General features: G+C 74.7%; 17 protein-coding genes and 2 pseudogenes. 9 read left to right on the forward strand and 10 right to left on the reverse strand.

Annotated features, from left to right (window positions below; all coding sequences use genetic code 11):
* Positions 1–240: 240 nt before the first annotated feature.
* A complete protein-coding gene (locus LZF96_RS17190; RefSeq protein WP_233872891.1) occupies positions 241–1,860 on the forward strand; it encodes an ABC-F family ATP-binding cassette domain-containing protein in 1,620 nt (539 codons plus the stop codon).
* Between the two features lie 49 nt (positions 1,861–1,909).
* Here the strand turns inward: LZF96_RS17190 and LZF96_RS17195 are convergent, their stop codons facing one another.
* The 3 genes from LZF96_RS17195 to LZF96_RS17205 are packed head-to-tail and all read right to left on the reverse strand — an operon-like array spanning position 1,910 to position 5,287.
* On the reverse strand, positions 1,910–2,677 hold the full coding sequence (locus LZF96_RS17195; protein WP_233872894.1) for a hypothetical protein: 768 nt from the start codon (positions 2,675–2,677) through the stop codon (positions 1,910–1,912).
* A 10-nt stretch (positions 2,678–2,687) separates the two neighbouring features.
* Positions 2,688–4,832: a hypothetical protein gene (locus tag LZF96_RS17200; protein WP_233872897.1), complete on the reverse strand. Its 2,145-nt coding sequence runs from the start codon at positions 4,830–4,832 to the stop codon at positions 2,688–2,690.
* Positions 4,829–5,287: a hypothetical protein gene (locus LZF96_RS17205; protein ID WP_233872900.1), complete on the reverse strand. Its 459-nt coding sequence runs from the start codon at positions 5,285–5,287 to the stop codon at positions 4,829–4,831. The genes LZF96_RS17200 and LZF96_RS17205 overlap by 4 nt, the downstream gene beginning before the upstream one ends.
* A gap of 798 nt (positions 5,288–6,085) precedes the next feature.
* Between LZF96_RS17205 and LZF96_RS17210 the strand changes: the two genes are divergently transcribed.
* Positions 6,086–6,322: a hypothetical protein gene (locus tag LZF96_RS17210; RefSeq protein ID WP_233872903.1), complete on the forward strand. Its 237-nt coding sequence runs from the start codon at positions 6,086–6,088 to the stop codon at positions 6,320–6,322.
* A gap of 21 nt (positions 6,323–6,343) precedes the next feature.
* Here the strand turns inward: LZF96_RS17210 and LZF96_RS17215 are convergent, their stop codons facing one another.
* Positions 6,344–7,780, reverse strand: coding sequence for a VanZ family protein (locus LZF96_RS17215; RefSeq protein WP_233872906.1), 1,437 nt, complete (start codon positions 7,778–7,780; stop codon positions 6,344–6,346).
* 497 nt (positions 7,781–8,277) lie between these two features.
* On the opposite strand from LZF96_RS17215, the gene LZF96_RS17220 reads away from it, so the two are divergent.
* Together LZF96_RS17220 and LZF96_RS27385 are read left to right on the forward strand one after the other, a co-directional pair.
* Positions 8,278–9,534 carry a hypothetical protein gene (locus tag LZF96_RS17220; protein ID WP_233872972.1) on the forward strand — a complete coding sequence of 419 codons (1,257 nt, stop codon included), beginning with the start codon at positions 8,278–8,280 and terminating at the stop codon, positions 9,532–9,534.
* A 228-nt stretch (positions 9,535–9,762) separates the two neighbouring features.
* Positions 9,763–10,461 (forward strand): annotated as a pseudogene (locus tag LZF96_RS27385) (FAD/NAD(P)-binding oxidoreductase); the annotation flags it as partial.
* On the opposite strand, the gene LZF96_RS17225 reads toward LZF96_RS27385, so the two are convergent.
* From LZF96_RS17225 to LZF96_RS17240, 4 genes are all read right to left on the reverse strand, one after another.
* A complete protein-coding gene (locus LZF96_RS17225) occupies positions 10,446–10,805 on the reverse strand; it encodes a hypothetical protein (RefSeq protein WP_233872909.1) in 360 nt (119 codons plus the stop codon). The pseudogene LZF96_RS27385 and the gene LZF96_RS17225 sit on opposite strands and share 16 nt — an antisense overlap.
* Before the next feature lie 14 nt (positions 10,806–10,819).
* The gene (locus LZF96_RS17230; RefSeq protein ID WP_233872912.1) at positions 10,820–11,755 is read right to left on the reverse strand and encodes a metallophosphoesterase; all 936 of its coding nucleotides are present in this window, start codon (positions 11,753–11,755) and stop codon (positions 10,820–10,822) included.
* Between the two features lie 116 nt (positions 11,756–11,871).
* On the reverse strand, positions 11,872–13,572 hold the full coding sequence (locus LZF96_RS17235) for a cellulase family glycosylhydrolase (RefSeq protein WP_233872915.1): 1,701 nt from the start codon (positions 13,570–13,572) through the stop codon (positions 11,872–11,874).
* Positions 13,573–13,825: 253 nt separating this feature from the next.
* The gene (locus tag LZF96_RS17240; RefSeq protein ID WP_233872918.1) at positions 13,826–16,024 is read right to left on the reverse strand and encodes a nitrate- and nitrite sensing domain-containing protein; all 2,199 of its coding nucleotides are present in this window, start codon (positions 16,022–16,024) and stop codon (positions 13,826–13,828) included.
* Between the two features lie 567 nt (positions 16,025–16,591).
* Here LZF96_RS17240 and LZF96_RS17245 point away from each other — a divergent pair.
* The 4 genes and pseudogenes from LZF96_RS17245 to LZF96_RS17260 all read left to right on the forward strand — a co-directional run.
* Positions 16,592–17,503: pseudogene (locus tag LZF96_RS17245) on the forward strand (diiron oxygenase); the annotation flags it as partial.
* A gap of 112 nt (positions 17,504–17,615) precedes the next feature.
* Positions 17,616–18,254, forward strand: a complete 639-nt coding sequence (locus LZF96_RS17250; protein WP_233872921.1) for a TetR/AcrR family transcriptional regulator — start codon at positions 17,616–17,618, stop codon at positions 18,252–18,254.
* A complete protein-coding gene (locus LZF96_RS17255) occupies positions 18,251–18,631 on the forward strand; it encodes a hypothetical protein (RefSeq protein WP_233872924.1) in 381 nt (126 codons plus the stop codon). The genes LZF96_RS17250 and LZF96_RS17255 overlap by 4 nt, the downstream gene beginning before the upstream one ends.
* 833 nt (positions 18,632–19,464) lie before the next feature.
* Entirely contained in the window at positions 19,465–20,172 is a 708-nt protein-coding gene (locus LZF96_RS17260) for a hypothetical protein (protein ID WP_233872927.1), read from the forward strand.
* Between the two features lie 29 nt (positions 20,173–20,201).
* On the opposite strand, the gene LZF96_RS17265 is transcribed toward LZF96_RS17260, so the two are convergent.
* On the reverse strand, positions 20,202–20,396 hold the full coding sequence (locus LZF96_RS17265) for a hypothetical protein (RefSeq protein WP_233872930.1): 195 nt from the start codon (positions 20,394–20,396) through the stop codon (positions 20,202–20,204).
* A gap of 409 nt (positions 20,397–20,805) precedes the next feature.
* Positions 20,806–23,262, reverse strand: a complete 2,457-nt coding sequence (locus tag LZF96_RS17270) for a nitrate- and nitrite sensing domain-containing protein (RefSeq protein ID WP_233872933.1) — start codon at positions 23,260–23,262, stop codon at positions 20,806–20,808.
* A 374-nt stretch (positions 23,263–23,636) separates the two neighbouring features.
* Between LZF96_RS17270 and LZF96_RS17275 the strand changes: the two genes are divergently transcribed.
* Positions 23,637–24,163 (forward strand): protein phosphatase 2C domain-containing protein (locus LZF96_RS17275; RefSeq protein ID WP_233872935.1); only part of this gene is annotated, 527 nt, incomplete at its 3' end.

Raw genomic sequence — 24,163 nt, forward strand, 5'->3', positions numbered from 1 at the left:
GCCGCCGGGGCCCGGGTGGCCGGTCGGGACGAATTCGGGACACCCCGGCGACGGGTTCGGGGCGGGACGGCCCGGTGGTCGCGGCCGACGGGGACAGCCCGCGCCCGAACCGCCCCCGTCGATAACGGGTGGGAACACCGGCCGGACCGCACTACGCTGACCGGCGCGGCGTGTCCGGCGTCGCCGAACACCGCGCGGCGCGCCCCCGGGAACCGTGCCGCCCCACCGAGGACCGTCACCATGGGCCATGTCGAGGCCGCTCACCTGGAGTACCACCTGCCCGATGGGCGTCCCCTGTTGGACGACGTCTCCTTCCGCGTCGGCGAGGGCTCCGCCGCCGCCCTGGTGGGGCCGAACGGCGCCGGCAAGAGCGCCCTGATGCGACTGGTCGCCGGTGAACTGGCCCCGCACGGCGGGAAGGTGACCGTCAGCGGCGGGATCGGGGTGATGCCCCAGTTCATCGGCTCGGTCCGGGACGAACGCACCGTGCGCGACCTACTCGTGGCCGTCGCCCCGCCCCGGGTGCGCGAGGCCGCCCGCGAGGTGGACGCCGCCGAGGTCGACATCATGGAGCGGGACGACGAGGCCGCCCAGATGCGGTACGCGCAGGCTTTGAGCGACTGGGCGGAGGCGCGCGGCTACGAGGCCGAGACGCTGTGGGACGTGTGCACCGTCGCGGCTCTCGGCGTGCCCTACGAGCGGGCCCGGTGGCGGGAGGTGAGCGGCCTCTCCGGCGGCGAGCAGAAGCGGCTGGTGCTGGAGGCCCTGCTGCGCGGCCCCGACGAGGTGCTGCTGTTGGACGAACCCGACAACTACCTCGACGTTCCCGGCAAGGAGTGGCTGGAGGAGCGGCTGCGGGAGACCCGCAAGACCGTCCTGTTCGTCTCCCACGACCGGGAACTGCTCGCCCGCGCCGCCGAACGGATCATCAGCGTGGAGCCGAGCCCCGCCGGCGGGGACGTGTGGGTCCACGGCAGCGGCTTCGAGGGCTACCACCGGGCCCGGGAGGAACGCTTCGAACGGTTCGAGGAACTGCGCCGCCGCTGGGACGAGAAGCACGCGCAGCTGAAGAAGCTCGTGGTGGACCTGCGGCAGTACGCCTCGCGCAGCGACGAGATGGCCTCCCGGTACCGGGCGGCCCGGACCCGGCTGCGGAAGTTCGAGGAGGCGGGACCGCCGCCGGAGCCCCCGCGCAAGCAGAACATCACCATGCGGCTGCGCGGCGGACGCACCGGGGTGCGGGCCGTCACCTGCGCGGGGCTGGAGCTGACGGGGCTGATGAAGCCGTTCGACCTGGAGGTCTTCCACGGTGAACGGGTGGCCGTCCTGGGCTCCAACGGCTCCGGGAAGTCGCATTTCCTGCGTCTGCTCGCGGGTGGGGACGTCGCGCACAGCGGCTCCTGGCGGCTCGGCGCGCGGGTCGTCCCCGGACACTTCGCGCAGACCCACGCCCCGGAGGAGTTGGCCGGCCGGTCCCTGGTGGAGGTTTTGTGGGCGGACCACGCCCGGGACCGGGGTGCGGCGATGAGCGCGCTGCGCCGCTACGAGCTGACCGGACAGGCCGAACAGCCCTTCGACCGGCTCTCGGGGGGTCAGCAGGCCCGGTTCCGGATCCTGCTGCTCGAGTTGGCCGGCAGCACCGCGCTGCTGCTCGACGAGCCGACGGACAACCTGGACCTGGAGTCGGCCGAGGCGCTGCAGGAAGGGCTGGAGGCGTACGAGGGGACGGTGCTGGCGGTCACGCACGACCGCTGGTTCGCCCGCTCCTTCGACCGGTTCCTGGTCTTCGGCTCCGACGGCCGGGTCCGCGAGACGTCCGAGCCGGTCTGGCACGAGTCCCGCGTCCGCCGCTCCCGCTGACAGGAGCGGCGGGGCGGCCGGGCGGCGGGGTGTCCCGTCGGGGTGGGGGTCACGCCGGCCGGATGTCCTCCGTTTCCCCATCGGCGGAGGAGCCCACCGACCGCCACTTCTCGGCGCCGGCGCGCAGTTCGTCGCTGCCGAGGGTGTGCAGGGCGGTGGTGAGGGCCCGCAGGAAGATCTCGCGTTGCGGCGGGGTGCGCAGGTCGGCGAGGAGGTGGTCGACGAACCGGGCCACCTCCTCGTGCAGCGGATCGCGGTCGACGGCCCGGCGCGGCCGGAGCGGACCCGCCGCCGCGTGCAGATTCGACAGGTCGTCGAGACGGTCCGGGTGGCGATCGATCCACCACGCCGTCCGTCGGTCGGGATCGGCGAGGATGTCCCGCAGGAGATCCAGGCGCAGCGCGGCCTCCGCCCCCTCGCGCTCCACTCCGGCGAGGAACCGGTGGTGCTCCTCCGCCGCACGTCGGTCCCGCCGGCGCACCCGCAGGCGGACCGAGCCGCACACCTCCGGCCCCGGGACCGGGGCGAACCACGCGCAGATCCCGTCGTTCGCCGCGTCCCGGGCTCCGAGCGGGTCGAGGGCGGAGCACCCGGCCAGGATGCGCTCCACCCGTTCGCGCAGCCGGCGGCGTGCGGAACCGAGTTGGTCCGGGGGACCCGGATGGTGGGGCTCCCCCTCCGGGGGCCGGCGCACCTCGCCGACCAGGCGAACGGTGAAGAAGGCACCCGGTTCCCTCGCCGGCAGCCGGGTGCCCCTGATCCGGAACGGGGTGGTTTCCCGGCGCCGGCGGGAGGGGCGTGACCTCCGGTCCGTCATGTCACGCACCTCACGCCGGTGGGACGGGGGACGGGACGGACTCCGGGGTGCCCTCCGATGGCACCTCGGTACCCTTCGGGTCCGGGGGGCGATCGGCCGGGGACGGACCGGGGACGGGCAGCGGCGACCCGGCCCGGACCTCCGGTGCCTCCCGGGTCGCGGGGGCGACCGGGGACCCGGGTGAGCCCGGGGCCTCCGCCGTGCCCGGGGCCAACCGGAGCCGGCGGAGCAGGTCGGTACGGCGTCGGTGACCGGGCCCCTCTCCACGATTCGGCCCCACCAGCAACGCGGCCACCCCCGACTCGTTCAGCCGCCCCTCGATCACCCCGGCGACCACCTCCACGGCGAGGTCGTCGGGGAGCCGGGGCGAGTCCAGCCAGATCTGCAGGGTTTCCCGGGTGCGTTCGGCCGTCTCCGCGTGCCGCCAGGCGGCCCGCCACCCCCGGATGAGCAGGGGCGAGGGCGGGAAACGACCGTCACCCTCCCCGGCGGCCCCGACGGCCTCCGCCGTCGGGTCGACGAGTTCGAGGAAGACGCGTGCCCCCTCCACGCCCACCTTCGGGTCCCCACTCTCGGCCCGACCGACCATCTCGGCGAAGATCGCCTCGCGGTGTCGGGGGTCGGCGGCCAGTGTCCGGAGCGCGGCGGCCACCGCGTCCGCGCCCTCACCGTCGGTCCGGGAGAGCAGCAGTCGCAGCCGGGTGAGGGCGACCCTCGGGTACCGCCGGCCGAGCGCCCCCGCGCACACCGCCGAGATGACCCGGGCCATCTCGTCGCCGACACTCCCCCGCTCGCACCAGGTGCGGAGCCGTCGGCGCACGGCGGCCCCGGGCCCCGGGGCGATCGCCAGGTTCTCCAGCACCTCGACGGCGAGCCGACGGTGCTCGGTGCGACCGTCGAGGATCCATTTCTCCACGACGCCCGAGACCGCCTCGCCCGCCGGCCCGTCGGCCAGCCGGGTGAGTGCCTCGGCCACCCGTCCGGTGTGCGCGGTCGCCGGACCGTCGGGCAGGGTCACGGCAGCGGCCCAGTCCAACAACGTCTCCCGCAGCCCCGGGCGCTGACGCCACACGTGGGCGAGCACCGCCTCGGGGAGACCCGGACGACGGCCGGCGAGGGAGAGGGTGTCGTCCCGCTCGTCCCGCTCCGCGTCGATCGTGAGGATTCGCGCGGACAGGTCCCGGCCGGCGAGCGCGCCACCGGGCGGGAGCTCTCCGCCGACCGCCTCGAAGAGTCGGTCGGCGGCGTCCAGGACGACTCCGGCGGGCGCCCCTTCCAGGAGGGCGGCGGCGATCAGCAGCGCCCGTTCCCGGAGGTCCCCCGTCTCCGCGTGCTCCTCGAACCACGCCTCGAGATGGGGTGTCCAGTGCCGGTACTCCTCGACGATCTCGTCCTTCGCCCGGTGCTCCGGGGCCCGGACGATGATGCGGGCGAGACGGACCGCGTCACCGGGGGTGCTCCCGCGCCCCAGAAGGCCCGTGATGGCGTGGTGGGCCAGCCAGTCGGAACGGTCCGAGCCCAGGTGCCGCAGATGGGCCTCGGCGACCCTCCGGGCGGGCGGCAGGGCGTGGGAGAGGCGGGGCAGGGACTCGGGGAGTTCGGGAGCGCGAACGGACGGCGTGACCAGGAGGATCAGGAAGGTCCCGGCCTCCACCGCCCGGTCCCGGTACCCGGCCAGGCCCCGGCAGAATTCCTCGGGCAACTCCTCCTCGTGACCGAGGTCCAGCAGGAAGCCGTGCCCGGGCCGGTGGGGCAGCCGGCCGACGCGCGGCCGGTCCCAGTCGGGGATCAACTCCCGGATCCGTTCGTACGGCAACCCGGTGTCGTGCAGGACGCGCAGGGCGGCGGTGCGCCGACCGGTGCCAGGGCGACCGACGAGGACGAGGACGTTCCCCCGACCGCCGCGCCTCAGGCACTCGACGGCGTGGGGGATCCACCCCGTCTCCGCGCCGGTGGTCTCCTCGTGCACGTAGGCGTGTTGGACGACGGCGAACTCGTCGGCCGGGACGGCGACATCGGTCAGCCGCTCCCATACGCGTCCGTGGTGGTGCTCGGTGCGGTGGTAGTCACCCCTCACCTGCGTGATGGTGCTGCTCCCGGTGGCCCGGGCCCGCATCGTGGCCTCGCCGTGGGAGGGCTCGTTTCCGTCGATCATCGGTGCTCCGGCCCCCGTCGTCCCGGCTGGACGGTCCAGTCGCCACCGACCTGAACGACGCGGGAGCCACCGCTCGCGGTGGCCCACCGACTCACGTCCCCGTGGTGCCGGGGCGCGGTGGGATGCTCCTCCCGCCACTGTCGGGCGAGGTCGCGGAGTTCGGCCGCGGCCTCGTGGTGGGTGTCGGCGATGTCGCGCAGACGGACCGTCCAATCGGCGACGAGCCGTCCGGCCCGTGACTCCTCCTCGCCGGGAGAGGCGGCGAGGAGGTGCTCCCGGTCCCGGTCCATCCGCTCCAGACGGTGGCCCGCCTCGTCCTCTCCCCCGCCCGACCAGGTCGCGAACCATCGGCCGAGGCGGGCCCGGAGGCTCTCCCAGCCGTCCGTGGCCATGGCGACGACCAGGGTGGTCGCCCCGGCCTCCCCGATGTCGGCCAGGCCCTGCGTGATGTCCACGGTCGTTTCCTCCCGATACGGGCAGACGTGCGGACCACATGCTCCCCTCGGGTGATTCCTCTCCGCCACCTCGAATCCGAACCTGTCTCATTCACGCCTCGGAAGACCGAAACGCCGATGCCGGAATTCACCGGAAATAGCTAATCTCGCACACTCATTCCCATCAATTAATCGCGAGGGAAACCATTCCCGAACGTTCGTCGGCGGTCCCCCGGTGGACCGTCCCCACCGGCGGTCGTGACAACGTCCCGGGGCGGGGTGGACGACGCGGGACCGTCGCCGGTCACACCTCGGCGACGCGCGCACGCACCGGTCCACCAGCAGGGCCGGGCATTCGGCCGTCGATGGAAGAAGCCGGACCGGGCCCACCACGGTTTCCCCATCCCGTGATCGCGAGTGGTCCCAATCCTCCAGCGGCCCGCCGGTGACGGCATCGACGCCCGGGAGGGCGTACCAGCACCGGGGTGGCCGACGTTCGATCCGGTACCGACATCGGCGAAGTCCATGAGTACCGCCGGACCGGCCGCACCGACCGCGAGGCGGGAGGAACCGGTTGCTCCGTCAGGGCGCTCCACTCGCCGACACCGCCGACCGTGGACACATGCCCACCCGGGGCAGAGATGATTCGGGGTCCGTGCCGACCCGGGCCCGCGGCACCCACGGGCGGACGGAAAATCCGGACACGTACCTCGGCGGTGACGACTGGGATCATGGCGGGAAGCGAATCATGTTTTTTACAGACGATCGATATCTCACCACCCTGGATGTCCGACCGGAAGCAGAATGCGTGGAGGCGTCATGGGACTCGGGTTCATCGGCATCGATCCGGAAACGAACGGCGGTAACTGCCCTTCCGTTTGGGTGGACGAGGAGACAGGTGACCTGCTTCTGCAGGGATGGGAGGTCACCGACCCCGACACCCTGACGGAAGTGGCCGCGCGCAGCCCGATCGCGGAGAACGAGCGGGTCGTGCGCCTCCCCGCCCGTATGCGCGCGATCCTGCGGGAGGCATGCGAAGATCCCGAACACGGATGAACTCCCCACCGCTCCCCGCCGTCAGGGAGCCGCGGGGGTGAGGAGGTCGGCGGGGTCGGGGGCGTGGGGGGAGGAGGAGAAGCGGTCCACCCGGACCGGGGCTCCGGTGCCGGCGTCCACCACTCCGTGGATCGTCTCGTCCCCGACGGTCATGAGCAGCAGCCAGTGCGCCCGCCATTCGTCCCCGTCCGGGTTGTCCTCCGGGCGTTCGGCGACCAGCACGGCGTCGGCGGTGTCGGCGTCCTCCACCCGCGGCGACAGGTGTTTATCCAGCACCTCCCAGGCCTCGATCTCGGTGAGTCGCACGGGTGGCGGGTCGGGGACGGTCGTGCGGTCCAGCCACAGGTCGGCGAGGACACCACTCGGTTCGATCCGCAGGTCCAGGCGGGTGGGGAGCAGGAGCCCGTCTTCCGTGTGGTGCCGCCATCTGACCAGCCATCCGCTCCCGGCGTCGGCGCCGACGGGGTCGGCCGTCGGCTCGACACCGCGCACGAGCCCGGGATGGAAGCGTTCGGCGTAGGCGACGGCGACGGCGATCGCCTCACCGGCCGTGCTCACCGGCCCCTCGGCACCGGGGACGGGGAAACCGTGGACGGCCTCGGGGTCCGCGGGGTCGAAACCGGGGTCGAAAGGAACGAGGAAAACCGTCAGGCGGTCGCGGTCGGGCCAGCTCAGTTCGGCGAGGCCCGTCCCGAAACGGGCCGTGATCCTGCCCGTCCCGGGGGTGTCCGGTGAGAACTCGGCCTCCAATTCCTCGTTCCCCTCCCCGGCCGGCCCGGGGTCCCCGAAGGCCCCGGTGAGTTCCTCGGAGATCGCCGCGCGCTGCTCGTGATCGGCCGGAAGTGCCGGGACGTGATGGTTCACGCGGTCGAGCACCCACGGCGTGATCCCGACCACCCAGACACCCGCCAGGACGGCGGCGGTCCCCAGCGCGCCGATGGTGACGTGCCGTGCGCGGAGCACCGACGGGGAGGCCGGGCGCCGTCGGAGCAGCGTCACGACGGTGCCCGCCGCCGTTCCGATGGCCAGGCCGGTGGCGTTGGCGATCAGGTCGCCCGTCTCGCAGATCCGTGCGACGAAGGGCAGTACCGCCTGCGCCGTCTCGATCCCCGCCGAGAACAGCACGCCGGAGATCAGGACGAGTCCGGGGCGGCGGGTGGCGAGGGTGCCGAAGAGCCCGACGGGCACGAACATGGCGATGTTCATCCGCCCCTGCGTATCGGAGAACGGCTCGGTGAGGCTCCGATTGACCACGCAGACCCCGGTTCCCCCCACGGGGCCGGAACTCCACAGGGTCACGGCGAGGATCCCCACCGCGCAGGAGGCCCACAGCGCCCACATCAGCGGGCGCGCGGCACGGCGTCGCAGCAGCAGGTGGGTGCCGGCGAGGGTGACGAGGCCCGGGAGGGCGAGGAGGACGAGGAAGCCCTCCTCGCCACCGAATATCGCGGATAACACGGGAGGGTGAGCCCTTTCGGTGGGGAGCGGGGCCGTTGGAGCGGGGCCGGGTGGGAGGGAGGAACCGGGATCCGGACACCTTCATGATCATGATCCCGGGTGCCCCGTCCTCCTCGCCGCCTTCCCCGGCCCCGCCCCGCCGGACGCCTGCGGCGGCGTGCGGTGGGACGGGGAGGGCGTGGGCCTCATGGCCGGTTCGGGTGCGCCCGGGCGGCGGTGCCCCGGGAGGGATGGGCGTGCCGGTGGTGGGAGGGGCTCCCGGGGCGGCGGGTCGCCGGGCCGGTACAGGGATGTGGCCCCGCCGTGACAACCGAATCGGGCGGACCACTCGTGGAATGGGGTGAGGAGTCACAGCGCCGTGCCCGGAGACGCCGCCGCGTCGCGTGACGGAGAGCGAGGCCGGCCCCGTGAACATCTTCCGCCACTCCCGTCCCGGCGATTCGCCCGCCCATCCCGACCGCGCCCATCCCGACCGCGCCGATCCCGACCGGCGGCGGCTGCTCGCTCTCGGGGCGGCGGGCGCGTGGGGCCTGGCGGTTCCGCCGTTGCTGGCCGGCTGTGGCGGGCCCGGTATACCCGGCCCCGGTGATCCGTCCGGGGGCACGGACGCCGGGGACCCGCCGGAAGACGGGAATGGGGAGAGCGCCGACCCGGGTCCGAGCCCGGAGAATCCGCACCTCATCGGGGACGGTTCGACGGCCGACACCGGGCCGCAGCCCCGGCAGCCGGAGGCGCGACGGCTGGAGCCGGGCGAGCGGCCACCACAGTTCGTGGTGGTGTCCTGGGACGGGGCCGCCGCGCTGGACGACGGGCTGTTCGGCAGGTTCCTGGGGGTGGCGGAGGAGCTCGGCGGGGCGATGACGTTCTTCCTCTCCGGGCTGTACCTGTTGCCGGAGGCTCGGAAGGAGCGGTACCTGCCGCCGCTCAACGCGCCCGGTGCCTCGGACATCGGCTATCTCTCCGACGGGGCGATCCGTGGGACGGTGCGACACCTGCGGACGGCCTGGCTGGACGGGCACGAGATCGGCACGCACTTCAACGGCCATTTCTGCGCCGGTTCCGGGTCGGTGGAGCACTGGACGCCGGAGGACTGGCGCAGCGAGATCGACCAGGCGATCGCCTTCGTCACCGAGTGGCGCACGAACACCGGTTTCGAGGATCTCGAGCCGCTGCCCTTCGACTACCGGCGGGAGTTGGTGGGTGGTCGGACGCCGTGCCTGTTGGGTCAGGACAACCTGTTGCCGACGGCGACGGAGCTGGGGTGGCGGTACGACGCGAGTTCGCCGGGCCGGCACCAGGTGTGGCCGACCCGGCGCGGCGGTGTCTGGGACCTGCCGCTGCAACTGGTGCCGTTCCCGGGGCGGTCCTTCGAGGTGTTGTCGATGGACTACAACATCATGGTCAACCAGTCGGGGGGCACGCAGGGGGACCCGGCACGGCACGGGGCCTGGCGGGATGAGGCACGGGGGGCGTTCGTCGCAGGCTTCGAGCGGGCGCACAGCGGTAACCGCGCGCCGCTGTTCATCGGGAACCACTTCCAGCAGTGGAACGGCGGCATCTACATGGACGCGGTGGAGGAGGCCCTGATGGAGATGGCGGGGCGGTCGAGCGGGGAGGACGACGTGCGGTTCGTCTCCTTCCGGCAGTTGTGCGACTGGCTGGACGAGCAGGATCCGGGGGTGTTGGAGAACCTGCGCGGGCTGGGGGTCGGGCAGGCCCCGGCGGGCGGATGGTCCTCGGTGGTCACGGTGTGACCACCTCCCGGACCCGGGGCCCCGGGAGCTCCCGCCCGTCCCCGCAGCGGTCGTGGTGGCGGGTCGGGTGGGTTCCCGCCGCGCCTCACCGCACCGGCGCGAGCCCCGGTCCCATCCGCTTGCCCCGGGTCTTCCCGCCCGGCCCGACAACCACGAACACCGGGCACCGGCAGGCGGGGCGACGGCCGAGAACCTGCGCCTGCGGGGCCCGGGGGCACCGTCGTCGAGCTCGCCGCCCACGTCCTGCCACACCTCGCCCCCGAGATGGCCACCGCGCCGACCACCGAGCCGATCCGGAACGGCGTGGCGCCGCGCACCGGCACGAAGGTGGTGCGCGTGCTGCCGGACGCGGTGGAGACCTCCCACGGGGAGCGACTGCCCGCCGACCCGGTGGTGCTCGCCGTGGGGGTGCGCCCGGAGACCGACCCGGCGCGTGCGGCGGGGCTGACGATCGATCCGCGCGGCGGGATCGCCGTGGACGAGCGGATGCGCGCCGACAACCCGCGGATCCCGGCCGTGGGCGACGCCGCCGAGAAGCGGGACGCCGCCTCCGGTGGGCCGACCCTGATCCCGCTGGCCAACCTCGCGAACCGGCACGGCCGACCCGGCCGCCGACGCGATCCTCGGCCGTCCCGTGACGGCCCGGCCCTCCGCCGACACCTCGATCCTGCGGGTCTTCGACCTCACGGTCGCGGCCACGGGCCGGCCGGAGACCCGACCGCGGGCCGCCGGCCGACCACACCGGTTGATCCACACCCACCCCGCCTCACACGCCGGCTACCACCCCGGCGCCGAGCCCATGTCGCTCACGCCGCTGGTGGAGCCGGGCGCCGAGCGGATCCCGGGCGCGCCCGACGGCGGGCGGGAGGGGTTCCCGCCCGCCGGCGGGCCGGAGGGGTCGGGAGCGGGGGTCAGGAGTCGGTGTAGCCGACATCCCCGAGGGTCCAGGCGCCCACGTTCTCGATGGCGATGCGGTACATGCCACCGGTGGTGGGGATGCCGTAGCTGCCCTGGAGGATGCGGGCGACATGGAAGTGCAGGTATTCGGGCTCCTTCGGGGGATCGACCGGCGGATTCAGCACCGGGGAGAAGGCGCCGAGGCGGTCGGAGTCCCGGAGGACCTCGGCGACTCTTCGTCGCCACACCGCCTCGGGGGCCAGCCGGCCCGTGATGACGGCGCCCTGCACGACGACCGTCAACGCCATCTGGTTGCTCTGCTCCGCCTCCACGGCGGTTGCGATGTCCACGAGGAGACCATCGGGCTTCGACACGGTCACCGACTCTACTACCCCGTCCCCGTCCGGGCCCCCCGGTCGGGGCGGTCGAATACCCCGGGGTCCGTCGGGGACGGGCCGGCCGGCACCGTCGGCGCGGTCGGGACCGGGGCCAGGGGAACGACCACCGGCAGTGCGGGCGGCGCGGGGCGCGGCCCCCACTCGCGCGGGTAGCCGAGCGAGACCTCGATGTGCGGCACGCCGTCGGCGTGGATGATGCGCGGGATGTGCAGGTGGCCGTAGACCACGGCGCGGGCGCGGAAGCGGCGTGCCCAGTCGGCGGTGGCGTCGGTGCCGCACCACAGCGCGAACTCGGGGTACCGCAGGACGCGAACGGGCTCACGGATCAGCGGGAAGTGGTTGACCAGCACGGTGGGCAGGTCGTCCGGGAGGTCGGCCAGCCGGCGCTCGGTGTACGCCACGCGCTCGGCGCACCAGGCGTCGCGGCCGGGGTGGGGGTCGGGGTGGAGCAGCGCCTCGTCGGTGCCCACGATGCCGGCTTCCCTGGCGATCTCCAGGGCGTGGTCGCGGTCCCGGGCGCCGGGGGGACGCCAGGTGTAGTCGTACAGGACGAAGAGGGGGGCGACGGCCACCGGGCCGTCCCCGCTCTCCCACACCGGGTAGGGATCCTCGGGGGTGTGCACGCCCAGTTCGCGGCAGAGGTCGACGAGCCGGCGGTAGCGCTCCTCCCCGCGCGAGGTGTCGGGGTCGTTCCCCGGTGTCCACAGTTCGTGGTTGCCGGGGGCCCAGACGACCGTGTGGAAGCGGTCGGCGAGCAGGCGTAGGGTGCGGGCGACGTCCTCGTGGTATTCGCCGATGTCGCCGGCGACCAGGAGCCAGTCGTCGGGCCGGCCGGGGCGCAGGGCCTCGGCGAGGGCGCGGTTCTCGGGGTACCGGACGTGCAGGTCGGCGACGGCCGTGAGACGGCCGGGACTCGGGCGCGGCATGGGGGGAGTGTAGGCAGGGTTTCGGGTGGGTGGGGAAGACCCGGTTTCGGGTGGGTGGGGAAGAAGGCGGGTCCACCGGTCCGCAGCCCGGTGGACCCGCCCGTTCGAAGGTCGGCTCAGTTGACGGTGCAGGCCGAGCCGTTGAGCGTGAAAGAGGTAGGCGCGGGGTTGCTGCCGCTCCAATCGGCGAGGAAGCCGACGGAGGCGGAGGCGTTCGGCGCCAGGGTCGTGGCCCAGCCGGGCGCCGTGACGGTCACGGTGTTCCCGCTCTGGGCGACCTGGCCGCCCCACAGACTGGTGACGGTCTGGCCGCCGGTGAAGGTCCAGCCCAGGTTCCAGTTCGCGACCGGGGAGGAGCCGGTGTTGGTGACCACGACCTCGCCCTGGAAGCCGCCGGGCCAGGAGCCGGCCACCCGGTAGTCGACGGCGCAGCCGGCGCCGCCCTGACCGCCGGAGGTGGTGACGGCGACGGTGCCCGAGAGCGGGGAGACGTTGCCGGCCGCGTCACGGGCCCGGACGGCGAAGGTGTACGCGGTGCTCGGGGTCAGGCCGGAGACCGTGACGGAGGTCGAGGTCGAGGAGGCGACCACGGTCTGCCCGCCCCCAGAGACGCGCAGCACGTCGTAGCCGGTGACGCCGACGTTGTCGGTCGAGGCGGCCCAGTTCAGGGTGACGGAGGTGGAGGTGACGCCCGAGGTGGTGGGGGTGCCGGGGGCGGTGGGGGCCTCGGTGTCCTCGCCGGGGCCGCCCGGGCCGCCGGAGCCACCGTCGGTGGCGCCCTCGTCGGAGCCGCCGGGGCCGCCTCCGCCCTCGCTGTAGATCGTGGCCTCGACGGCGGTGGCGGCGATGCCGTTGGGGCCGTTGAAGATCCGCTCGCCCCACTCGGTGAGCTGGTTGGGGTTGAAGTTCACGACCATGTCGAGGTAGTCGACGCCGCCGCTGTTGCCGCTCCAGGACCAGCCCAGGTAGCCGGTGCCCAACTGCTCGCTGATCTCCAGGATGGCGTCCTCATCGGGATTGCCGTCCGAGTGATAGTGGCCGAACTCGCCCACCAGGATGGGCAGTCCGGCGTTGACGAAGTCGTTGAGGTAGGAGCTGACGGCGGCACGGGTCTCGTAGACGCCGTACATGTGGATGGAGAAGACGGTGTTGGCGTGCGGGTCCGAGTCGAAGACCCGCCGCGCGTTGGCGCGCATGGTGTTGGTCCAGTCCTGGCCCCAGTTGGGGGCGTCCACCATGATCAGGTGGTGGAAGTCCTCGTCGCGCAGGCGGTTGATCGCCGACATCGTGTCCGAGGTCCAGTTCTGGTAGCCCTGGTTGCCGTGCGGCTCGTTGCCGATGTTGAGGACGACGTAGTCCTCCTCGCCCTTGATGGCGTCCTGGATGTCGATCCAGTAGTCCACCGCCTGGTCGAGGGAGGCGGCCTCCGACTCCTCGCCGTAACCGGTGGTGTCGTGCACCTCGAGCACGCAGATCAGCCGGTTCCGCTTGCACAGCGAGACGACGTTGGCGACGTCGGCGGTGTCGTTCTTGTTCCAGCGGTCACCGCTGCTGAGCACGACGCGCACGGTGTTGGCGCCGAGGTCCTTGATGTGACCGATGGCCGCCGTGTGCTGCGTGTACCAGGAGTGGGGGTGGTTCACGCCGCGCATGACGAAGTCGTTGCCGTTGGCCTCCAGGACGCGACCGTCGGCGACGTGGAGCCCCGCCTGGTCGGTGGGCTGGGCGGAGGCGGAGAGGGGCGCGGCGACGACCATCCCGAGCAGTACGGCGGCGGCTCCGCCCAGTGCCGTGGAGATCTTGGTCGCTCTCTTCATGGGGGTCTCCTCGTGGAACCCGTCCCGGGGCTCCGTTGGTCGAGAGGGTGTGGGAGCGCTCCCCTGAAATCAGGCCAGAATGTCACTGCCATGTCAATAAAATGAACCGGTTAAGTCTTGTCGAACAGGTTCGATGACAACACGCCGGGAGCCCTTGAGCCGTGGGAGAAGTTCCACAACCGGCGCGTTTTCACCGTTCGGCGGTCTACCGGGGACCCCGCCGGACGGGGCCCCCGGCACGTCTCGGACCGCCTCAGACCGCCTCCGGCGTCGGGGGGTGGTGGGGCGTCGCCCGGCGGGACACCCCGGCGTCCGGGGCGCGGTGCGTCCCGGGCCCGCCCCGGCCCGTTCCGTCGAATCGGCCGGCGGCGGTCGGGGCGGGCCGATCGCCCGACCGGGAGCGGTCGGGGTGGTGGAGAACGTTCGCCGGGTCGTTCGCTCCCGTCACCGGCGGCGGGCCCGGCGCCTCCCCGTACCCCGGCTCGCCCGGCTCGGCGTACCCCCCGGCACCCGTCGGGACATCCGCCGCCACGAGCATTCGGCGCGGCAGCGAGATCCACGCCGTGACGCCACCGCCGTGTCCGGTGCCCGCCGGGGCGTCGGCCTGGGTGTGCCGCACCTCCACCCGGGCGTCCATCCGGGCGGCGAGCGCCCCCACCACGAAGTGGCCCAGCCGCCGGGTCGGTGTGCCCAGGAACTCCGTGGTGCCACTCAACCGGTCGTTGGCCACTTCGAGTTCGGAATCACTCATACCGGTGCCCCGGTCCAGCACCACCAGGCAGTACTCGGCACCGTCCCACCAGCCGTAGACCTCCACCGGCCGGGAGGGCGGCGAGGCGGTGAGCGCGTTCTCGATCAACTCGGCCAGCAGATGTGACAGTTCCGCGACCCATCGGCCGTGCACCAGGCACGGTGCGGCCTCCACCAGCGCGACCCGCCGGTACTCCTCGACCTCGGAGATCGCCGAGTGCACGACCTCGGCGACCGACACCGTGCCGTTCCACACCCGGGGCGGGGACTGCTCCCCGGCGAGCAGCAGCAGCGAGTCGGCGTTGCGGCGCATCCGGGTGGCCAGGTGGTCCAACTGGAACAGTTCGCCCAGCGCGTCGGGGTCCAGTTCCTTGCTCTCCAGCGCGGTGATCAGGCGCAGTTGGCGGTGGAGGAGCTGCTGGTTGCGGCGACCGAGGTGGGCCAGGGACTCGGTGCCGTTGCGGCGCAGCACGGCCTGCTCGGCGGCCAGGCCGAGGGCGGTGTGCTCGACCCGGTGCAGGGCGGCGGCCAGTTGACCGATCTCCTCGGGTTCGCCGCGCTCCCCCCGGGCGGCGGCGTCCGGACCGCCGGGCGGGCCGGACAGCAGGTGCCGGCCCTCCTCCGGCTCCGCCTCCCGCACGGCACGGACGGCCTCCGGCAGACGACGTTCGGCCAGATCCTCGGCCTCGCGGGCCAGTCGGATGAGGGGGCGGGTGATGGAACGGGCGGCCAGGGCGGAGAACAGCACGGCGGCGCCGATGACCAGCAGCCCCAGCGACAGGAAGCCCACCAGTCGCCGGCCGGCGTCCGCGCGCAGCCCGTCGGCGCGCAGTGCCACCGCGTCGGCGGCGTCTGCCTGGACGGCGTGCAGGCCGTCGACGACGGCGGTCGAGGTGCTCCACCACTCCTCGGGGTCGACGGTGACCGCGCCGCCGTCGACGGAGGCGGCCAGTTCCTCCTCCAGCCCCGCCAGGCGCAGGCCCGTCGGGGCGTCCAGCACCTCCTCGGTGGCGGCTCGGACGGCGGGGTCGGCGACCCGGTCCAGTGAGGCCAGGGCGGTGACCCGGGCTCCACGCGCCTCGACGAAGGCGAGGTGGTCGGCGGGTTCGAAACGGCCCGCCACGAGCACGGCGGTGAGCACGGAGCGCTCGACCGACAGCGCCTCGGATGCCTGCGACAGGGCGTCCAGGGACTCCAGCCCGGTGGTCGGGGATCGGTCGTCCCGGGCGGGTCGGTCCTCGGCCAGCGCCCGGTTGAGGCCGGCGATGGTCTCGGAGAAGTAGGCGGGGCCGTCGGCCCCGGCGACGCCGTTGTCGATGCGGTCGCGGACGGCGGGCAGGCGGTTCAGCGCGTCGAGCGCCGAGCGCACGGCGGGTGCCGCGTCGGGGCCGGCGTCCTCCACGCTGCGGCCGACGGTGCGGCGCAGGCCGTCCACCCGGCGGCGGGTGTCGGCGAGTTCGGGACGGTATCGGCCGGCCCCGACCGCCAGCCCGGTGCCCAGGCCGTGTTCGCGCTGGAGCTCGCGGACCAATCGCTGGACGTCCAGCGAGAGTTCGACCCGGTCGGCGCCGCGGCCGGCGGCGGACCACCGATCGGCGTGGTCGGCGACTCCCACGCCGACCAGGACCAGCAGCAGGCAGGTGGGCACGGCCAGCACGAGGACCACCCGACCACGGATGGAGTGCGGGCTCGGTGGGCGCATACGCGTGCGCGAACGGGAGCGGTCGGGGGCCCCCGCCGGTTTCGGGTGCCGCCCGTCGGGCGGTGCGGTGCGGCCCGGCCGGCTCGCTGTGGGTGTCATCGTCCGGTGTCTCCCGGTGGGTCTCGTCCCCCCGGCCCGTCGCGTGCCGGGGGCGGGCCGTCGCGCCCGGTGTGCGGACCGGCTCTCCACCGCGGTTCCCGGGGTGTCGTGCCGGCGCGGGGACCCCCGTCCCCGGGGGTGCCCCGTCGCGTCCGGCCGGCCCCGGGCTCCCGTCGCTCCCCTGCGCGGGGCGGTGTGCCGGATCGGTGACGCCAGCACAGCCGGTGACGGTTACCGGTATCCCCGGTGACCATGGCCGCGAGGTGAACACCCGGCGTGAACAACGGGTGCGAGCAACCGGGTTGACCGTTCCCCGGAACACCCGCCAGGAGGGTCGACGGCCTTGTCGACAAGCGGTCTCGTAAGGGGAGCTCGCCGTCGTCCGTCGAGGAGGTCGCCCATGACACCGCCGCGTCCCGTGACCCGACACCCTCTCGGGGCCGACCGGCCGGACCCCTCCGGGGAGAAATCGACTTCGACGCCCTGCGGGACCGCGAGCGGGTCGCCGAGCGCCCGCTGGTCTCCTCCCGCCCGCCACTCCTTCGATCCCGACATCGAGGTGGACCGGGACGCCCCGCCCGTGCCCGGCCCGTGGTACCGGCCGCCGGAGCCGGTCTCCCTCCGTGACACCCCGCTGTGGTAGCGGATGTCGGAGGAGCAGCGGATCGACCTCTCCCGTCACGAGGCCGCCGCGCCGGCGCCGTGGAACATCCGGGTCGTGGAACATCCGGTTCGAGCCGATCCTCACGCGGCTGCCGGTCCGCCACATCCACGACAAGTCGATGACCGGCTCGCACGTGCGCTACGCGCTGACCGAGATCGCCGTCGAGTGCCGGCACTCGACGGTGTTCGCCCACGTCATCCGCTGGTGCGACGCCCCCGCCCACTCCGTCTCGCGTCGCCCCCACAACCCCGGCCGGCTCTTCAAGACGATCTCCACCACCCCCGGTGCCTTCACCGCCACCCTCCCCGGCGAGGAGGGTGGCGGACCGGATGCAGCGCCCGACCTTTCCCGACGAGCGGGTCCGGCCGCTGATCCGCGACATCACCCGGACCCACGTCGTGGAGGAGGCCCGGCACGTGCGCTACATCCGCGAGGAGTTGCGCCCGCAGATGTTCACCGCGCCCCGGTGGGAGCGCGAGTTCACCCGACTGGGCTGCGGGGAGTTCGCCCGGATCTTCTCCGTCGCCTTCATCAACCCGGAGGTCCGCACCCGGGTCGGACCGGACCGCCGGGAGGCGGTGGCGCAGAGGCGGGCCGGCGAGCACCGGCGGGCCGTGATGCGCGACGGTGCCCGTAAACCGACCGGGTTCCTGGACGGGATCGGGGTCCCGCGGGAGCTCGGCCGGCGGATGTGGCGGCAGTCGGGGCTGCCGGCCCGATCCACGCCGGCCCCCTCCACCGGGGCGCGGGTCGATCGGGAGGACGGCCCGCGCCCCGGTGGAGTCCGGGGAACGGAGCCCCGGCGGACGGAGCACTACGCTTCCGGGCATGAGCACGCCTCCCGCGCCACCCGATCCGGCCCACCGCGGACCGAGCGCGGACCGGCGCCGTGAACAGCTCCTCAGGGCCGCGCAGGTGTTCGCCCGCCGGGCCCCCGAACACGTCTCCCCCGAGGACGTGGCCCGCGCCACCGATGTCTCCCGCCCGCTGGTCTACGGGTACTTCCCCGGCGGCAAGCAGCAGTTCCACGGGGCCGCGCTGACCGGCGCCGCCGAGGAGTTGGAACGCCGATTCGCCGAACCCCGACAGGGCCCGCCGCCCGAACGGTTGTCGCGGACCCCGGACCGCTGCCTCGCCTTCGTCGAGGACCACGCCGAGGGCTTCACCGCCCTGCTGCGCGGCGGCGGCGTCGCGGAGACCTCCCGCACCGGCGCCGTCGTGGACCGGGTGCGGCGGGCCGCCGCCGACCGGATCATGGCGCACATGGCCGTCGAACACCCCGGGCCGCTGCTGCCGATGGCGGTCCGCACCCGGATCTCCGCCGTCGAAGCGGCGTCGCTCACCCGGCCGGAGGAGGGCCGCCGGCCCGGACGCGCGGAACCGCGCGACCGGTTGGTGGACCACTGCGCGGCCGTCCCGGCGGCGACGGCCGGGGACCGCGCCCCGCGGGGGGGTGCGCCGGCGTGAGAAGCGAACCGACCCCGTTCCTCGGGGGCCCCCTGGACGGCCGGGTGCTGCCGGTGCTGCTGGGTATGACCGGGCGCCCACCCAAGGAGTACCGGGTGCCGGTGCCGGGTCCGGACGGCTCCACCGCCGAGGAGCACGTCTACCGGCTGGAGGCGCGCGCCCACACGCCCCGGCTGGGGCTGGTGCGCGGCTGGCGGTACGTGTACGACCCCGATCCGGCGCCCCGGCAGGGGCCGCGATGGCCCTGGTCACGACCACCGGGCGCCTCGCCGCCCGGTGGGGCGGGGGTGGACGGCGACCCGACCGACGGCCCGGCGGCGGGTGCCGACCGGGACGACCACGGGGAGCGGGGAGGCCCCCGCCGCGACGAGGGGTGAGCCCGACGGAGGCCCTGCCCGACCGCCACGGCGGGGACCGCTCCGACCCCCGGTCACGGCGGAGGAACGCGGATGGGACAGCGGCCGGAGGCGCACCGCGAAGGGAGACCACCCCGTCGGCGGGCGAGCGGCGTGGGGGACGGCCGGGAGGCCGGGCGGGTGCCGGACGGCGGGTGCCGGACGGCGGGTGACAGGCCGGGGCCCCGCCGGTGCGGTGATCGGGGCCGGCCGAATCCCGTCGGTGGACGAGCGGCGAGGGGGAACGAGGGAGGGGAAGACCGGAAGACGGCGGGCCGGACGGATGGCGGTGGGTGACCGGCGGCGGGCCGGGCGGGTGTCCGGCCGGGCCGGCCGAACCCCGTCGACGGGCGAGGAGCGACCCCGTGCCGCGCGGCACGGGGCACGGGGTGCGGGGTGCGGGCAGGGCTCCCGGGACACCGCCGGATCACCCGGCGTCACCCGAACGGCCCGGGATATCCCCCGGACGGCATCTCCCGGGGTGCGGGACGACCCGCGGTGTCGCACCGTCACGGACAGCCCGCGCCACGCCCGCCCTCCGGGAGGTCCCGATGTCCGTCCGCCGGTGGTTCCGGGCGTCGTGCCCACCCGCCTCGGCGCCCCGGAACGGCCCCGGCCCGCGCGGGGGAACCGCCGCGGTGCTCCTGACCGCGCTGTTGACGTTCCCCCCGGTGCCGGTCACGGTGGTCTGCGCGGCGTCCGCGGCGGAACCCGGGCCCGCGATCGGGTCCGATGGGGGCGAGCCCACGGCCGGCCCGGGGGATGCCGGGCCGGAGCCGGCGGGACCGGGCGGCACGGAGCCGGGGAACCTCCCGGTGTCGCCCGACGACACCGACCGAACCGAGGGGGCCGGGATGGGGGGAGCCGCCGCGCCGCCCGGGGGGTTCCCCGAGGCCGCCGGGTTGCCCGCCCTCCCCGGGGTACCCGCCGACCTGCTCTCCCTGCACCGCGAACTCGGAGCGATCGGCGAGTCCTATCGGATCGCGGAGCGACAGGTCCTGGTCCGCCGGGCGCGGGCCGCGGTCCTCGCCGGCCGGCTGGTCACCATCCGCGCGCAACTCGCGGCACTGCGGAACGACGTGGGAGCCATCGCCCGTGCCCAGTACCGGGCCGGTCCCCCGCACACCGACGCCCCGGAAGGGGACGCCTCGGTCGCCCTTCGGCTGCTGCTGGGCGGCGCCGACCCCGCCGCGGCGGTGGAGCGGGAGACGACCCTGCGTCGCCTCGGCGAGGGCACGGCGGCCCGGATCGAGCGGCTGGAGGGCCTGGAGCGTCGGGCCGCGACGCTGGCCGCCCGGGCCCGGTCCGAGTTGGACACCGGACAGGAGGAGGCCGAACGTCGACGGAAACACCGGAGCGAGGTGCGGCTGCGACTGGACGCCCTGCGGGAGGCCGTCGTGCCGGGGACGCCCCCCGGGGCGCCGGTGGACGACCCACCGCCGGACGGGGAGGACGGGGAGGATCGGCCGCCCGGCGCGGACACGACCCCGGGAGCCGGGTCGGCGGTGGGGTCCCGCCGGTGACCCGGCTCCCCGGGGGCGTTCCCGCCTGGTCAGTCGCCGGCCGGCCCCGCCGTCGCGGCCTCGCGCGGGCCGTCGCGCAGCTCGGGCGTGAGGAGGTGCCCGGCACGCGCCACGAATCGGGTGATGTGGTGGGCGACGATCGACAGGTCGGCGTCGGCCACGAGGTGGGCGCCGAGCAGTGAGCCGTCCCGGATCGTCATGACCGGCAGCGAATCGTCTTTCATCGTGACGAGGGTCCGGCGCACCCGGCCGTTGTCCAGGAGGTCGGCGGCACCGGCGGTGAGGGCGGAGAGTCCGGATACGACGGTGGCCAGCCGGCCGGCGACCCCGGTGTCGTTGGCCTCACCGCCGGCGCCGTCACCATCGCCGGCGCCGTCCCCGGCGGGGGCGACACGGTCGCGCCGGCCCTCTCCTCGTCCGGGGCGGCGGGACGGGTGGGTCCGGCGGTCGGGACGACCCCGGCGGTCGGTCGGCCGGAGGCCGGCAGCGGTAGACCGTCGGCGGAGACCACCGCCGCCGAGCGCATGCCCGGCGTCTCGTCGACCAGCCGGGGCGGCGTCCATCGCAGGTCGCCGATGCCCGCGGGGGTGCCGGATCCACCGGCCCGACCCCGGTCGGCGGGTTCGCCCCCGTTCATGAGGACATCCCCTCGACCGCCGGTTCCCCTCTGTTCCGGCCCTCCCCCTCACCCCCGGTCGGGCCGGGCGCCATGTCCGCCTCCAGGGCGTCGAGTACGTCCGCGTCCCCGACCTCGCGCCCCCGGCGGGTGCCCTCGCCCGGGCCGTCCAGACGACGACGGATCTCCTCCGGTTCCGGCTTCCCCACGGGAACGGCGGTCGGTTCGGTGGGCGTGCCCGTCGTCCGGCCGGTGCCGGTCCGACGCAGCGGCGAACCGCCGGTGCCGGCGGCCCGGGCCCCGGGCTCCCGGGTGTTCCCGAGCCCCTCGGCCCCGGGGGTCGTGTCGGTCGCCGGCGCGGCGGTCGGGGTGCCCATGCCGGGCACGATCGGCGCGGGTTCGGGCAGCGCCTCCAGCAGCGTGGCCGGGAGTGCCACCTCGGCGACGACGCCCCCGCCGGGGCGGGGGGTCAGTCGGGCGGTGAGCCCGTGACGGGAGGCCAGGCGGGCGACGGTGTACAGACCCATGCCGATACCGGGGTCGTCCACGGTGCCGGGCGGGGTGGGCTCGCCGGGGCGGGCCAGCCATTCGTTGAGCTCGGTGAGGCGCTCGCCGGTCATGCCGATGCCCTCGTCCACGACGCGCAGCACCACGCCGCCGACCGGGGCGTCGCCCTCGGCACGGGCGGCGAGCAGGGCCCGCGCCCCGTCGGGGGAGAACGCGGTGGCGTTGTCGAGGAGTTCGGCCAACAGGTGGCCCAGGTCGCGGGCGGCGAAGCCGGCCACGGCCGCCGGCGGCACCGGCTGCTCGATCTCCACCAGGTCGTAGCGCTCGATCTCGCTGACCGCCGCGCGCAGCACGTCCAGCAGCGGTACCGCGATCCCCGACGTGCCGGGGTACTCGGCGCCGGCCAGCAGCAGCAGGTTCTCCCCGTGCCGGCGCAGGCGGGCGGCCAGGTGGTCGAGGGCGAAGAGGGTGGCCAGGCGATCGGGGTCGGCCTCGCCCGCCTCCAGTCGGCCGAGGATGGTCAACTGCTCGCCGGTGAGGGTGAGGATGCGCTGGGCGTGGTGGGCGAAGGTGCCGTGCACGGCGCCGTCCAGTTCGGCCAGTCGCTCGGTGAGTTCGCGCAACTGGCCGCCGAGGCGGTCCCGTTCGGCTATCAGGCGGTCCCGTTCGGCGGCGACCTCACCGTGGTCGCCGGCGGTCTCGGCGGCCTTGCGGTGGAGTTCGACGGTGCGGGCGTGCAGGGCGTTGACCGCCGCGACGACCTCGCCGAACTCGTCGTTGCGCCCGGTGTAGCGCACCGGTTCCTCGCCCGCCGGGTCGGCGGCCACCCGGCGGCTGCCCAGCCGCACGGCGGCCAGCGGCCGGGTGAGGGAACGGGCGGTGTGCACGCTGACGCCGGCGGCCAACAGCAGGGCGGCGGCCAGCAGCAGGGCACGCAGTTGCAGGGCGGTCAGGTCGTCGTCGCGCAGGGCCTCGAGACCCGCGACCCGGGCGGTGCTGAGGGAGGACAGCACTCCGCGCTGGAGTTCGGTACGGGCTGCCAGGGCGGCGGCCGGGTCGCCGACGACGGTCTCGGCGTCGTCCCCGGCCCCATCCGGGTTCTCGGCGTCGGCGGGGTCCGCCCGGAGGAGGGCGGGGGCGTCGAGGGGGTTGAGGAGGAATTCCGCGAGGAAGGTCTCGGCGGCGGCGGCCTCGGGACCGGAGACGGTGCGCTCGTACCCGTCGGCCGCCCCGCTCCCGGCGGCGTCGAGGAAGTCCTGGACGGCGGCGGCCTCCCGGGCGCCCGCGACCCGGGCGGCGGCCAGGAGTTCCTCCCGGCCCCCCTCGTCGAGGGCGGCGGCGGTCAGCAGGGCGCGGGTGGCGGAGGAGGCGTCGACGGCGCGGGCCAGGTCGGGCAGCGCACCGGCCGCCGGATCGCCGGATCGCTCGGGACGGACGAGGGAGACCGAGCGGGTGAGGGCGTCCAGCTCGCGCACGATGCCGCTGTAGGCGCGGTGGATCTCCAGCGGGGAGAGTTCCCCGGAGGCGACATCGGCCCGCAGGTCGGGCAACCCGTCCAGCAGGGAGCGGGGTTCCGCCGGCAGCTCCGGCAACAGTTCCTCGATGCGGCGGTCGGTGCGCTCGAACGCCGCGGTGTCGGACGCGCCGTCGGCGGCCGGGGCGTCCCGCCCCCCGGCGGTCCGCGCCCCGGCGACCACCAACAGGTCCCGCTCGTCGGCTATCACCCGGGCGAGCGAGACGGCGCCACGCGCGGTGTCTGCCTGCTTCAGCAGGTCCTGGGAACCGGAGAGGCGTTGGCCCGCGTCGACCATCGCGGGGGCTCCCGCCGCGAGAACCGCCACCGAGGTGAGCGCGACACCGATGAGCAGTCGGTTGCGCACCCGGGTGCGCTTCACGGGCGCGGCGGTCGGGCCGGCTGCGGGGGTCGCCGACTCGGCGGCGGGGTCGGGCCGTGGGGTCTTCCGCACCTGTGCTCGCAATCTCGTCCCGGCCGGTGGAACACCGGAGGGATCCGGGTGGTCGGGGTCCGGTCCGGTTTCCGGTCGGCGGACGCGCGCAGCTTACTGCACCACCGGGAACGTCTTTCCGGCAGCGGGTGTCCGCAAGAGAGGGGGCCCTGCCCGTCGATGACCCCTCGGCAACCGTTCGCGATCGCCGATCGACCGGATCCGAGCGAACGATGCCGAACGATGCCGGGTGGAGCCGGGTGGAGCCGAGCGGGGCCGAACGACCGGATCGGTGCGCCCGGGGGCCGCGGCCCCGGCCCCCGGGGTCCCCGACCGCACCGCCACGCCGTGCCGGGCCTCCCCCACCACGGCACCCTCCCGGGAGACTGGGCCGCATGTACGTGCGCACCGCCGTCCTGCCGGCCGACCCCTCCCGTCCCTGCGAGGATTTCGCGGCGGTCTCGACCGCCGGGGACGGCGGGGTCCTCGTCGTGCTGGACGGCGTGACGCCGCCGGTCGGTGGGGACGGCTGCTCGCACGGCGTCCCCTGGTTCGTCGAACGTCTCGGCGGGGCGTTGCTGGAATCCGCCCTCCGCGGCCCCCGGGTGTCCCTCGCCGAGTGCCTGGCCCGCGCCATCTCCCGCGTCGCCACCGGCCACCGGGTGACCTGTGACCTTTCTCACCCGCGAACGCCCCAGGCCACGGTGGTGTTCGTCCGTTGGTCGGAGCGAACGGTGGAGCATCTGGTGCTCTGCGACTCCGTGTTGCTGATCCGGGACCCGGAGGGCGGGGTGCGGCCGGTGCACGACGCCCGGTTGGAGACCTGCCGGGCCCGGGCGCGCGAACGGGTCGCCGCCGAGCGGGTGGCGTTCCTGGAGGGTTTGCGCAACGCGCCGGACGGCTTCCCGACCGCCGCCGCCGA

This window comes from Streptomyces sp. ST2-7A (genome assembly GCF_021390475.1).
In the GTDB taxonomy this organism is placed as follows: Bacteria; Actinomycetota; Actinomycetes; order Streptomycetales; family Streptomycetaceae; genus Streptomyces.

Coding starts and splice junctions, on each gene's coding strand:
- LZF96_RS17200 (WP_233872897.1), bottom strand. CDS start 4,832: ATGATCGACGGAAACGAGCCCTCCCACGGCGAGGCCACGATGCGGGCC.
- LZF96_RS17235 (WP_233872915.1), bottom strand. CDS start 13,572: ATGAAGAGAGCGACCAAGATCTCCACGGCACTGGGCGGAGCCGCCGCC.
- LZF96_RS17210 (WP_233872903.1), top strand. CDS start 6,086: ATGGGACTCGGGTTCATCGGCATCGATCCGGAAACGAACGGCGGTAAC.
- LZF96_RS17195 (WP_233872894.1), bottom strand. CDS start 2,677: ATGACGGACCGGAGGTCACGCCCCTCCCGCCGGCGCCGGGAAACCACC.
- LZF96_RS17265 (WP_233872930.1), bottom strand. CDS start 20,396: ATGAAAGACGATTCGCTGCCGGTCATGACGATCCGGGACGGCTCACTG.
- LZF96_RS17190 (WP_233872891.1), top strand. CDS start 241: ATGGGCCATGTCGAGGCCGCTCACCTGGAGTACCACCTGCCCGATGGG.
- LZF96_RS17230 (WP_233872912.1), bottom strand. CDS start 11,755: ATGCCGCGCCCGAGTCCCGGCCGTCTCACGGCCGTCGCCGACCTGCAC.
- LZF96_RS17250 (WP_233872921.1), top strand. CDS start 17,616: ATGAGCACGCCTCCCGCGCCACCCGATCCGGCCCACCGCGGACCGAGC.
- LZF96_RS17240 (WP_233872918.1), bottom strand. CDS start 16,024: ATGCGCCCACCGAGCCCGCACTCCATCCGTGGTCGGGTGGTCCTCGTG.